The organism is Pseudoalteromonas sp. 31A1 (assembly GCF_011378815.1).
In the GTDB taxonomy this organism is placed as follows: Bacteria; Pseudomonadota; Gammaproteobacteria; order Enterobacterales; family Alteromonadaceae; genus Pseudoalteromonas; species Pseudoalteromonas arctica.
The window spans coordinates 20,136-32,173 of record NZ_WTKY01000012.1; the positions used below are offsets into that span (position 1 = coordinate 20,136).

At 36.8% G+C, this 12,038-nt stretch carries 13 protein-coding genes; 5 read left to right on the forward strand and 8 right to left on the reverse strand.

Translation table 11 applies throughout. The features are described 5' to 3' along the window. Positions 1 to 31 precede the first annotated feature (31 nt). Positions 32 to 598 (forward strand): hypothetical protein, encoded by a 567-nt coding sequence (locus GQR52_RS12065; protein WP_024593630.1) that lies wholly within the window; start codon positions 32 to 34, stop codon positions 596 to 598. Positions 599 to 644: 46 nt separating this feature from the next. On the opposite strand, the gene GQR52_RS12070 is transcribed toward GQR52_RS12065, so the two are convergent. Continuing rightward, positions 645 to 1,637: an MDR family oxidoreductase gene (locus tag GQR52_RS12070; protein ID WP_165728613.1), complete on the reverse strand. Its 993-nt coding sequence runs from the start codon at positions 1,635 to 1,637 to the stop codon at positions 645 to 647. Positions 1,638 to 1,686: 49 nt separating this feature from the next. Further along, positions 1,687 to 2,322 carry a TetR/AcrR family transcriptional regulator gene (locus tag GQR52_RS12075; protein ID WP_165728614.1) on the reverse strand — a complete coding sequence of 212 codons (636 nt, stop codon included), beginning with the start codon at positions 2,320 to 2,322 and terminating at the stop codon, positions 1,687 to 1,689. Between the two features lie 399 nt (positions 2,323 to 2,721). Between GQR52_RS12075 and rmf the strand changes: the two genes are divergently transcribed. After that, positions 2,722 to 2,892 (forward strand): ribosome modulation factor, encoded by a 171-nt coding sequence (gene rmf, locus GQR52_RS12080; protein ID WP_002960897.1) that lies wholly within the window; start codon positions 2,722 to 2,724, stop codon positions 2,890 to 2,892. A gap of 101 nt (positions 2,893 to 2,993) precedes the next feature. On the opposite strand, the gene fabA is transcribed toward rmf, so the two are convergent. Then, positions 2,994 to 3,509 (reverse strand): bifunctional 3-hydroxydecanoyl-ACP dehydratase/trans-2-decenoyl-ACP isomerase, encoded by a 516-nt coding sequence (fabA, locus tag GQR52_RS12085; RefSeq protein WP_007582756.1) that lies wholly within the window; start codon positions 3,507 to 3,509, stop codon positions 2,994 to 2,996. 203 nt (positions 3,510 to 3,712) lie between these two features. Between fabA and GQR52_RS12090 the strand changes: the two genes are divergently transcribed. The 3 genes from GQR52_RS12090 to GQR52_RS12100 are packed head-to-tail and all read left to right on the forward strand — an operon-like array spanning position 3,713 to position 5,818. After that, complete coding sequence (locus GQR52_RS12090) at positions 3,713 to 4,570, forward strand: 6-carboxytetrahydropterin synthase (RefSeq protein WP_165728615.1); 858 nt, start codon at positions 3,713 to 3,715, stop codon at positions 4,568 to 4,570. Further along, a complete protein-coding gene (locus tag GQR52_RS12095) occupies positions 4,563 to 5,381 on the forward strand; it encodes a M23 family metallopeptidase (RefSeq protein WP_165728616.1) in 819 nt (272 codons plus the stop codon). Before GQR52_RS12090 ends, GQR52_RS12095 begins: the two co-directional genes overlap by 8 nt. A gap of 5 nt (positions 5,382 to 5,386) precedes the next feature. Then, complete coding sequence (locus GQR52_RS12100; protein WP_010552809.1) at positions 5,387 to 5,818, forward strand: acyl-CoA thioesterase; 432 nt, start codon at positions 5,387 to 5,389, stop codon at positions 5,816 to 5,818. Positions 5,819 to 6,089: 271 nt separating this feature from the next. Here GQR52_RS12100 and GQR52_RS12105 read toward each other — a convergent pair whose 3' ends face one another. The 5 genes from GQR52_RS12105 to GQR52_RS12125 are packed head-to-tail and all read right to left on the reverse strand — an operon-like array spanning position 6,090 to position 11,685. Further along, on the reverse strand, positions 6,090 to 7,412 hold the full coding sequence (locus GQR52_RS12105) for a Na+/H+ antiporter family protein (protein WP_010552808.1): 1,323 nt from the start codon (positions 7,410 to 7,412) through the stop codon (positions 6,090 to 6,092). A 7-nt stretch (positions 7,413 to 7,419) separates the two neighbouring features. Beyond that, on the reverse strand, positions 7,420 to 9,390 hold the full coding sequence (locus GQR52_RS12110) for a DUF3488 and transglutaminase-like domain-containing protein (protein ID WP_165728617.1): 1,971 nt from the start codon (positions 9,388 to 9,390) through the stop codon (positions 7,420 to 7,422). Beyond that, the gene (locus tag GQR52_RS12115) at positions 9,390 to 10,376 is read right to left on the reverse strand and encodes a DUF58 domain-containing protein (RefSeq protein WP_165728618.1); all 987 of its coding nucleotides are present in this window, start codon (positions 10,374 to 10,376) and stop codon (positions 9,390 to 9,392) included. Before GQR52_RS12115 ends, GQR52_RS12110 begins: the two co-directional genes overlap by 1 nt. Before the next feature lie 6 nt (positions 10,377 to 10,382). After that, entirely contained in the window at positions 10,383 to 11,288 is a 906-nt protein-coding gene (locus GQR52_RS12120) for a MoxR family ATPase (RefSeq protein WP_165728619.1), read from the reverse strand. A gap of 13 nt (positions 11,289 to 11,301) precedes the next feature. Further along, complete coding sequence (locus GQR52_RS12125) at positions 11,302 to 11,685, reverse strand: response regulator (protein ID WP_165728620.1); 384 nt, start codon at positions 11,683 to 11,685, stop codon at positions 11,302 to 11,304. Between the last annotated feature and the right edge of the window lie 353 nt (positions 11,686 to 12,038).

A 12,038-nucleotide genomic window follows, 5' to 3' on the forward strand; every position in this document is an offset into this window, starting at 1 on the left:
TATAGTATTAAAGATTAAGGAATATTACGAAATGGGACTTTTTAATAAGATCAAAACTCAAGCAAGCACTATTGGCTCAAATATTAGTGACTCTACATCAAAACTAAGTAGCGATATTGCTACTTCAGCGAAAGAAAATGCAAAACTTTCAGCGATTCGTTCAGAAATCACTTCAATCGAAGGTCAGCTTAATATTGGTTACAAAGACATTGGTAAAAAATATGTTGAGAACCTTTTAGCTAACCAAGGTGAAAATGTTGAAGTTGCATTACAAGAGCCTTTATCAAGAATAGAACCTCTTTTAGAGAAAAAGATTGAGCTTGAAGATGAAGCTATTGAAATCGAAAAGAAAATAAAAGATCAAATTATAATTCAAGAAAAAGCAATTTTTCAAAAAGAATATGATCAAGAAAAAGAAAAGTTAGAAAAAGCAGTTAAACTTGATGTTTTATCTAAAGAAGAAATGGAAGAAAAGTTAGCTAAAGCACGTTTAAAACTAGATAACTTTGACAACATTCGCAAGCTTAAAAAGCAAGAAGAAATGGGTTTGATTACTAAAACAGAATTAGCTGAAAAATTAGCTGCATTCGGTGCCTAATTAAACTTTTAAGCCACATATTACTATGTGGCTTATTTTTATTTAATTAACTTTGGCAATTAACTACAACACGACCACGAATTTTACCTTCCATAAGTTGCTCTGCGTTATCAATTACTTGATCAAGCGTGATTTCTGTCGAAATTTTATCTAAATAATCAGCGCTTACTAATTTAGCTAAACGATCCCATGCTTCAATTCTGTCGGCTTTAGGGCGCATTACGCTATCAATCCCCATTAACGATATGCCACGTAATATAAATGGCGCAACTGATCCTGGTAAATCCATACCTTGTGCAAGTCCGCAGGCTGTTACTACACCACCGTATTTTAATGATGCACAAATATTTGCTAGTGTATGGCTGCCTACCGAATCTATTGCCGCTGCAAAACGCTCTTTTTGCAAAGGCTTACCTGGGTTTGAAAGCTCGTTTCGGTCAATTACGTGTGAAGCACCAAGCTCTTTTAAATATTCACTTTGATCTAATCGACCTGTTGCCGCCGTTACGTTATAGCCAAGTTGGTTTAGTAAATAAATAGCAAAGCTACCCACGCCACCATTAGCACCGGTTACCAGTATTTCGCCAGACTCTGGAGTAATGCCTTGTTTTTCAAGCGCTATCACACTTAGCATGGCGGTATAACCGGCCGTACCAATTTGCATAGCTTGTTTAGGTGAAATGCCAGTAGGTAGGGGGATTAGCCAATCGCAACTAAGCGCTGCTTTTTGAGCAAGCCCGCCCCAATGTTTTTCGCCTACACCAAAGCCATTTAATATTACGTTATCGCCATCTTTAAATTCATCGCTGGTGGAATGTGTAACCGTACCCACTAAATCAATACCTGGCACCATAGGAAAACTGCGTACGACGGGGCCTTTACCAGTAATTGCTAAACCATCTTTATAGTTAAGTGTGCTGTATAGCACGTCAATAGATACATTTTCGTTTGGTAAATCACTATGTTCGATAGTAGATAATGAAGCGCTGTAGTTATTATCTTCTTTATTAATAACAATGGCTTTAATTGGGTTACTCATGGGATATCCTTTTAGACCGATCGTCTTTTAATTGGTAAATAAAAACGCATTAGGTTAATAATGCGCGTAAAAACATTTCTGTATACAAAGTAAGTGGGGTATTTGATTTAGTGAGCTTGGCGCGCATAACAGCACCTTCCCAACCAATCCAAAAGTACTCACTCATTAATTGTGTGTTTACATGGCTTGCAATAGTGCCTTGTTGCTTAGCTTGATTTAAGCAAACTTCTACATGGTTTTGCCATGCGGTGTAGCTTTGCATTAATCTGGTTTTAAATTCTTCACTTAAATGGTTAAGTTCTTGGTTTAAGTTACCGACTAAACAGCCACGTTTGTAATCGTATTTTTTCATCCCTTTAATGGCGCTTTGGGTAAAATTAACGATTCGCTCAAGTGGGGGAACATCTTCTTGCTGTAAGTAATGGGTAAGTTTGGCAATAAAGTAATTGTCGTATGCATCAACTAACGCAATGCCGTAGGCTTCTTTACTTTTAAAGTAATGATAAAAAGAGCCTTTGGGTACAGCCGCTTTTTTTAAAATAGTATCGAGCCCCGTGGCGCTAAAACCAAATTCGGTTAGAGTTTCTAGGCCCGTGCGAATAAGTAACGCTTTAGTGTCGGCGTTCTCTCTGGCTATTTTAGGTGGGCGACCACGTCGTATTGGTGTTGATGTATTTTTGTTCATAACTATATATTAGACCGATCGACTTTAAATAATCAAGCATTATATTAAATTGTTTAAAAAGAATGCAAATAGGGTGAGTAAAAATAACTGAAATAAAAGTGTCACGATTACATTTTTGTTTGGAACTTAGTAAAAATGCACAGGTCGTAAATTATGTACTTAAGTACATTTTAGCGATTATTGAGTCGCATTTTATTTAGCATAAAACCGGTCAAATTAAATGTTGTATGACCACTTACTTTTTTAAATGTTAATTCATTTTTGCATCAGCAGCTTAGTTAAAGTCAAACAATTTAATTGCTTTTACGATTTGAATTTTACATTTTTATTAACTATTCATTAAATGTAGATTTCACTAATGCTACACAATATATAAATAAAAAGGTGAGGATATTACCGATGAAGAGACAGAAAAGAGATCGTTTAGAAAGAGCTCATTCTCAAGGTTTTAAAGCAGGTTTAGCAGGTCGCTCAAAAGAGCTATGCCCTTATCAACAAGTAGATCCCAAATCAGAGTGGTTAGGAGGGTGGCGTGAGGCGATTGAAAACCGCAACATGTACAAAACCTAAAATCAATAATCGAATTTAAGCAAAAAGGCCTCCAATGTGGAGGCCTTTTTGTTTGTGCGTTAACTTTTAAAACTAAATTTTTAAGGATTCAGTTTAAGTAATTAAAACGCGCTAGTGTCTTGAAATAAGCCCACTTTTAAATCTTTTGCTTCGTAGATTACTCGGCCATCTACTTCTACAGTGCCATCAGCAACGCCCATAAACAATTTACGTTTAATTACGCGTTTCATTACAAGGCGATAAGTTACTTTTTTATTAGTAGGTAAAATTTGGCCAGTAAATTTAACTTCACCCACACCCAGAGCACGGCCAAGACCTGGGCCACCAGACCAACCTAAGTAAAAGCCAACTAGTTGCCACATAGCATCTAGGCCTAAACAACCTGGCATTACTGGGTCGCCTTTAAAATGACAATCGAAAAACCAAAGGCTAGGGTCAATATCAAGCTCAGCAACAATTTCGCCTTTACCGTGTATTCCGCCATCAGCAGTTATAGAAGTAATGCGATCCATCATTAACATGTTGTCACTTGGTAAACGGCAGTTGCCTTCACCAAACATTTCACCTTGACCACAAAGGATCAAATCTTCTTTTGTATAGCTATTTTTAGGTTCCATAACACTTATCTTCGCTTAGAAATTGCCAAGTACTTTAGCGTACACTTGTACGCTAAACAACTCGGAGCAGTTAAAAAATCAAAATATTGCATATTAAATCACCAATCAATCAACGCGATTGGTTTTTGCACTATAAAACCGCGCAATTACAATCAGAAATCATTATAATTAGCGCTGTCTTATAACCAGTCTAAAGGAAGTTTATGATCCTTTTTGTTAACTCACTAACTGTGATTGATTTTTCTTACTTATGTAACAAACGCGGCGCCGTTGGCGAGAGCTGGATTGTTGATTTAACTTTGCACGGTAAACTTAACGAAGAGTCTATGGTTTTAGACTTTGGTTTAGTTAAAAAGCAAATTAAAGGCATTATAGATGAGTGTATTGATCACCGATTAGCAATTCCTACGGGCCTTAATGGCACCGTATCTGAATTTGACGAGCATAAAACACTCGACTGTACATTTGGTGAAAACAACCACTTAGCTATGAGCGCCCCTCATCAAGCTTATTGTATGATTAACGCAGACGAAGTAACGGTTGAATCGGTTACTGAATTTTTAATTGCGACTATTTTACCAAAACTCCCAGATAACATTGAAAAAATTGAGCTGTCTCTTAAGCCTGAACACAGCCAAAGCTTTTACTATCATTACAGCCATGGTCTTAAAAAGCATGACGGTAATTGCCAACGCATTGTTCACGGGCATCGTTCTCAAATTGGTATTAGTTTAGATGGTATTTCTATGCCGCGCTTGCAAAAAGAATGGTCTCAAAAGTGGGAAGATATTTACTTAGCCACCAGTGAAGATCAAATTAGCGGCAGTGATTTAAAACACATTACAGCTAAAGCTGATGACGTATGTTTTGCCTATACATCGGCACAAGGCTATTTTGAAATGGCTATTAGCGAATCTCGTTGCGACATTTTACCAGTAGATACAACCGTAGAATGTATTGCTGAACATGTAGCTGGTCAAATTAAAGCCCAATACCCAGAAAAAGCAGTGAAAGTGACCGCTTATGAAGGTGTTGGAAAAGGATCGATTAGTTATGTTTAAAACATTTTTAGCAACAGCGCTTGTTGCCTCTGCTAGCTTTAGTGCTATGGCGCTTGAGTTAAAAGGGCATTTAACACAAGGCGGTTTAGTTACTGGAAAGCTAGAAAACGCTAATTCAGTAAGCTTAGATGGCAAAAGCTTAAAACTTTCGCCAAATGGTGACTTTGTATTTGGTTTTGGGCGTGACGCTGAAACGACTCATACTTTAAAATGGGTAGATAACACGGGTAAATCGCATTCTCAGCCGCTAGCCATAACTAAGCGTGAATATGAAATTGATAAAATTACCGGCGTGGCTAAGAAGTATGTTTCACCGGCAAAAGAAGTCAGTGCACGTATAAGCCGCGAAGCAGTTGCTGTTCGTAAAGCGAGAGAAGTAGACTCTGATTTACTGTACTTTTTAGACCCTGTGTTAAAGCCTGCAGAAGGGCGTATATCGGGTGTTTATGGCAGCCAACGTTATTTTAATGGCGAGCCTCGTCGTCCGCACTTTGGCTTAGACATTGCTAATAAAACAGGCTCTCCTGTTTACGCGCCTATTAGTGGTACCGTGGTATTTGCTGAACCTGATTTATACTACTCAGGCGGTACATTAATTATTGATCATGGCCATGGCATTACCTCAACTTACATTCACTTAAGTAAGCTTGATGTAAAAGTGGGTGACAAAATTGAGCAAGGTAACAAAGTGGCTGAAATTGGTGCAACAGGGCGTGTAACGGGTCCTCACCTAGATTGGCGTTTTAACTGGAAAGGCGAACGCCTCGATCCTGCATTACTAATGCAAGATACATTAGCAAACAAAAAGTAGAGATTATGACTGACGTAAATCGCGATGCAATAATTGCTCAGCGTATTGAAGACTCAACTACATCGGTAACTAAGACCGTGTTTCCTGGGCGTACTAATCATCACAATACTTTATTTGGTGGTGATGCACTGGCGTGGATGGATGAAGTGGCATTTATAGCAGCGACTCGTTTTTGCCGTAAGCCTTTGGTTACCATATCTTCCGATAGAGTTGATTTTAAAGAAGCGATACCAGCAGGTACTTTTGCAGAGTTAATTGCTAAAGTAGTCCATGTAGGTAACACCAGCTTAAAAGTTGATGTAGATATACTATTAGAAACTATGCACAGAGATGATAAGCACTCTGCCATTAGTGGTAGCTTTACGTTTGTTGCTGTCGATGATAATCACAGACCAACACCGGTAGTATGCGATAAAATGATTTATGGTTTTGAGTAATTTAGAGCTTTAAAGACGCGGTAGAGTAACATTATATAAGCACCTTAATTGGTGCTTATATAAAAAACCATAAAGAACACTTCATACTAAATATTTATTAAATGTAATCTCAACACCTCAGTTAATATTTACTAATAAACTAATCAAAATAAAAGAGAAATTGATAGGGATAAGAGTTGTTAGAAGCAAAAAAGGTATGCTTTAAACATACCTTTTTAGTTACATTTAGCTTTTAATTAAATTTACGAATACTTATATGCATACATACTACTTAAAGCACCATTGCTGCAATCCAGCCAAATATCAGCAGTGGAATGTTAAAGTGAATAAACGTTGGAATAACAGAGTCTCTAATATGGTCGTGCTGGCCATCGGCATTTAAACCTGATGTTGGTCCAAGCGTTGAGTCTGAAGCAGGGGAGCCTGCATCACCTAAAGCGCCCGCAGTACCAACAAGTGCAGCGGTTGCCATAACAGAAAACCCGAGGTCTAAACACAAAGGAACAAACAAAGTTGCAATAATAGGCACTGTTGAAAACGAGCTACCAATTCCCATTGTAATTAATAACCCGACTAACAAAATAACACCGGCGGCCAAAGGTTTATTACCATCAAAAAGTGCGGCTGTGCTGTGTACTAAGCTCGCTACGTCGCCAGTGGCCTGCATAACCGATGCAAAGCCTTGTGCCGATATCATAATAAAACCAATCATCGCCATCATCGCAACGCCTTTACTAAATACGTCGCCGTTTTCTTCCCACTTAACTACACCAAATACACTAAATATCATTACACCTACTAAACCGCCTAAAATCATTGAGCCACTTAGGTTTTGTGCAACAAGTGAGGCAAGTACCGCACATAGCCCTACAATCATTACTTTTTTAGGGTTTTCTACCTCAGCCGATTTACTCTGAGTTGTTAATGGGAGCTCTGTGTATTCGCGACGTTTTTTGTAGGTAATAAATACCGCAATAAGTAATCCAATAAACATACCTAATGCAGGAATTATCATCGCCATAGGGACTTGTGTATTTACAATGTCTAGGCCGTTATCAACTAGGTTTTTATGCAAAATAGAATATAAGTAAATTCCCCCAAAACCATAAGGCAGCACCATGTAAGAAGTTGCTAATCCAAATGTTAAAATACACGCTATAGCACGCCTGTCTAACCTTAACTGATTAAAAACCACGAGTAACGGCGGGATTAAAATAGGAATAAACGCTATGTGTACAGGTACTAAGTTTTGCGAAGAAATCGCACAACCTAAAATAATTAATAAAATGAAGTAACTTAAAAATGTTTCATTCCCGCTGCCTTTAGCATTTACTTTAGCAAGTAACTTATCAGCGAGAATGCGTGTTAAACCCGACTTAGAAATAGCAACAGCAAAAGCACCGAGCATGGCATAACTTAGTGCAATTTCAGCTCCGGCAGAAAGGCCAGAATTAAATGCATCAACACTTTCTTTTATACCCAGGCCTGCGGTTAAACCCGCAACTAAAGCACTTATAATCATAGCTACAATGACGTTAACGCGGGCCAAAGATAGCCCGAGCATTAAAATAACGCCTATAACAACAGCATTCATAGTATTCTCATTTGGAAATTTTAATTAATTTTATCAGATCTTTAGCCTGAGTTTTACGCTCTTTAGTAAAAGGTTTTTTACCATAGCGTACTTGGTTAAATAATTGGCTAAAAGTGTTTATTGATTGAGCAGATTGAGGTTTTTGATCAGCATATAGCTGTAATTTTTGGCTGGGTGTTGAATGCTCGGACGTATTAAACTTCTGTTTTTTTGCCCATGCTTGTATTTGATTAAACTCTTTTACCATAGGCGCTAATTTAGTTGGGCGCTTTGGTAAGTTTAAATAAACAAAGTAACCAACAAAACAAAAACCTGCAGTGAGTAATACCATTAATGGAACAAGCCAAATGTTTTTACTACCAAAAATAGATTTTAAAAAATCATTTTGTTTTTCTTCATCAAAGCCAAGTACCCAGCTAGACCATTGATAATCTAAATTCTCGAGTTCTAGCCTTAACCAATTAATACCCGGAAAATTACTTAAGCTCACTAATCCAAAATCTAGATTACTTTTAAACTCTGTATTTAGTTCTTCGTTTTGTGAAAGTGAACCATTTAAGCGCTCTGGTGCAACAACAGCCGTTGCATCAAAAATAACCCAACCTTCGTTTTTTAAATACACTTCTACCCATGCATGCGCATCGTACTGGCGAACGGTGAGCGTATTATTTCCTTGGTTTAGTTCACCACCTAAATAGCCACTGACTAATCGAGCGGGTATACCAGCCGTTCTGAAAATATAAGCCGCAGCACTCGCGTAATGGCCGCAAAAGCCTCGTTTATTATCAAATAAAAATTGATCAATCGTATTATCACCACTCATAGGTGTAGGGGTTAGCGTGTAAGTAAATCCTTTATTTACAAAGTATTGCAATAGGCTATTATAAAATTCACGGTCAGAGTGTGTATTTTTCTTTAGGTTTTTAGCAAGTGATGATGTTTTTACATTCTCTTTATGAGCTAGATATTTGTAGCGTTTTTCTTCAAATTGTCCAAGTGGTAAATCTGAAAAACTAAAGCTGTTTACATCATATTGTAAGCTTTTAGCTTGGCGGCTTTTTTTTCGTAATAAACCGAGTGAATTACCTTCAATATTTTGTGAGCTGCTGCTTGAATACGCTAAACCATAGAGCCATTTTTGCGTAGCGGGCTCAGTAATAATTGAGTAGCTTGCAATAAGTTGCTCGTCATTTGTACTCTCAATATTAGTTTTTAAATTATTATATTTTAAAAAGTCAGACGTTAGCCATGCATTGCCATTAAATTCATCATGCACTATTGCTCGCCAGTAATAGGGGGCTACAGGTTTTCTTTCATTAAATTTAGCTCTAAACACCAGCTCATCTGAATTAGAAAGCTTTGCAATATCGAATGGATCGACTTGTTCAGAAAGCCCCGTTTTTGCAAGTTTTGGCCCAGGGAGTTGCCAAAACGCGGGCATTTTTGGTAAAAAAAGTAGTAAAAATATAGCTAATGGAAGCGCTAAAAGCAGTAACTTACCACTTTGCTTTGAGGCTATTTTTAAATTATGTTTTGACTCAAGTAGACCAAGTACTGCAAAATTTAATATATATAAACTACTTACAGTTAAAGTCGTTAAAATACTTTGGTTAAATAAATATACCGATGAGAGTGAAAAAAATGTAAGCGTTGTAATTACATGATAATGCTTTTTGGTTTTAGCCTGCAGCAGCTTAAATAAACTAGCAAGCAGTAACATGGCTACAAATAAAATAACCGTATCGGACATACCTACGGTGTAGAGCATTAAACCAAGCGACGCACCAGCGAGTATGTTTGCAAGCCACCCATTTGGCTTTGGTTTATTACTCAGTGTTATGAAAAAATTCCATGCACAAATAAGTGCAAGTACGCCTACAAAAACCAACGGTAAATGCGCTATAAAAAATACAATCAAACATGCATATATAAAACACAGTGAGTAATTTATTACTTTTTCGTTTTTTAATATGTCCATTACACACCACCATTAAATGAACATAATAACTCTAAGCATTGCTGCTTATGCTGCTGTCCGGTATTAGTATTTATTGTTTTACCAGGTAGCTTTAACATAAAAGGCGTGTTTTGCTCGGTTGCTTCACATATTAAAAAGCATAATTGGCTTAAACGTTGTTCTGTATCCCCATTCATCAATGTAAAATCGAATAGGGCATTCGCGGTTTTAAAATCTGCAAACTCTTTGACAAATAGTTGTTGTGTTTTAGCGTAATGCTTCCATGATATTCTTTGTAAACCCATCTCAGGTAAATGTGGGATTAACAACTCAAACTCTTCGCTACCCGATTCTTTTAATATCCCTTTATCAGCTTGTTCGTCAAGCATTGAGGTATGTGTATCACTAAGTACTTGTTCAAGCGACGGGTATACAAAAACATCTGTTTGTAATTGAATGTAGCTCCAAACAGTAATTAAACCAAACGGATAGTTACTCGCAATTTTAATGCGTTGTACTGCATATTTACCGCGTGAGCTATAAGGTAAGTTAAGTGTGAGTAGCTGCGTTTTACTATCCACTTCATCAGTATGTTGTTGAGTTTGTTCACTACCTTGATACGTTAAATTAATAGATTGGGTAACTGAGGGGCTTTGCAATTCAAATCGAATGCTTGGCTTTTGAGGTGAGTAACTATTAAACGCATCTTTAAATTTAACCGTTAAACCTTTGGCGTTGCTGTAACCCATTAGCACAGCAATAATTATTACCACAAACATAAGGTAGGACATTATTAAAATTAAATTATTTTGATAATTAATACCCATCACAAAGTTTAAAATAGCCACAATAACAAAGTACCAGCCAAGGGATGACGGCAATACATAAATTGTTCTATGCTCAAGCGTAATTGAGTTTTTTAAATGTTTATTTTTTAATAACTTATTAAATAAACTGACTTTAAATGACTTAAATAAAGAAGGGCGCTTAACCGTTGTTTTTGGCATAAAAATTTATACCGGAACTAAAACGTTTTTTAAAATATCGTTTACCTGTGATTCACCCGATTCATTATGTAAACCTAATCGATGTTGGCACACACTTGCAAATACGGCTTGAACATCTTCTGGCATTACAAAATCACGGCCATCAATAAAAGCCCATGACTTAGCTGCTTTAGCCAAAGCCATACTTGCACGCGGTGATAGCGATGCTGCAAACGCATTGCTCGTACGAGTGTAATTAACTAGTTCAATAATGTAGTCAACCACTGGACTACTTAGTGTGATTTTGCTTATTTTGGATTGAATTTCAGCAAGTTCTTGTTTGTTAATCCGCTGCGGTAATTGGCTATAATCTCGTTTTTGCATATTCAAAATTAAGCGTTTTTCGGCCTCTTTAGGAGGAAACCCCAAGCTTATACGCATTAAAAAACGGTCTAATTGTGACTCGGGTAACGGGTAAGTACCCGATTGATAAAGCGGATTTTGTGTTGCTATCACAAAAAATGGATTTGGCAGCGTATATTTTTTTCCATCTATTGTTACTTGTTGCTCTTCCATTGCTTCAAGCAACGCACTTTGTGTTTTAGGCCCTGCGCGGTTTATTTCATCAGCTAAAACTACTTGGCTAAATATAGGGCCTTTATGAAACGTAAAGCTATGCTCATTAGAATTAAATACATTAGTACCCAAAATATCAGCGGGGAGAAGATCACTGGTAAATTGTATGCGTTGATACGATAAACCTAGCACAGCCGACAATGCATGAGAAAGGGTAGTTTTTCCCATACCTGGCAAATCTTCAATGAGTAAATGTCCCTCACTAAATAAGCAAGTAAGTGCCAGTTTTATTTGTTGCTGTTTACCAAATATAACACTCGAAAGATCTTCTATAATCGCAGTAACAGTACTTTGCATGTTAACCTTATTATTATTCTATTATTTCAAGACGCTTCATTACGGTATCTACTTTTTTTGTATTAAATGGTTTAGCAATGAAGCCTTTAGCACCCATTTCCCACGTATTTTGCACGTTTTCGAGGCTATTATGGCCAGAGCACATAACAACATGAGTATGCGGGTAGGTACTATTAATGTATTCTAATATATCCGTACCGTCAGAGTCAGGTAAATCAACGTCTACAAATATAACGCCTGGCGGTTTTTTGTCCATAATAGGCTTAGCAGAGCTAAAATCGGCACTTTCTAATATATCTTCAAACCCTAACTCAGTTAAAATTTGGTTTAGATAATCACGAATTTCCTTAACATCATCAATAATGAGGATAGGCTCTAGCGGGCGAACAAATTCCATATGTAGGTTACTTCTATTTTGAGTACATCTTAAGTGCTTTAATACTAAGCTAACCCCTTCATAAGCTCAAGAACGTTACTTAAAAAACACTAATAAATAAACTATTTATAGGTTTAGCTAATAGCCTATCTTTAAAGTATTTCCTGCTTTTATATCCTTTTCGAACTTACACTTTCGTTGATTGTATTGAACAATAATAACGTATCTACAATAAATTCCTTAATCCAGCTCTTTATTTCCTCAAATTTTGATGTAACAAATTTGCTACTTAACTTATTGATTCAAAATTATTTACATATAAATTCTATTTTTTGTAAACTTTTTGTAATAAAAAATCGTTGACCTTCCAAATT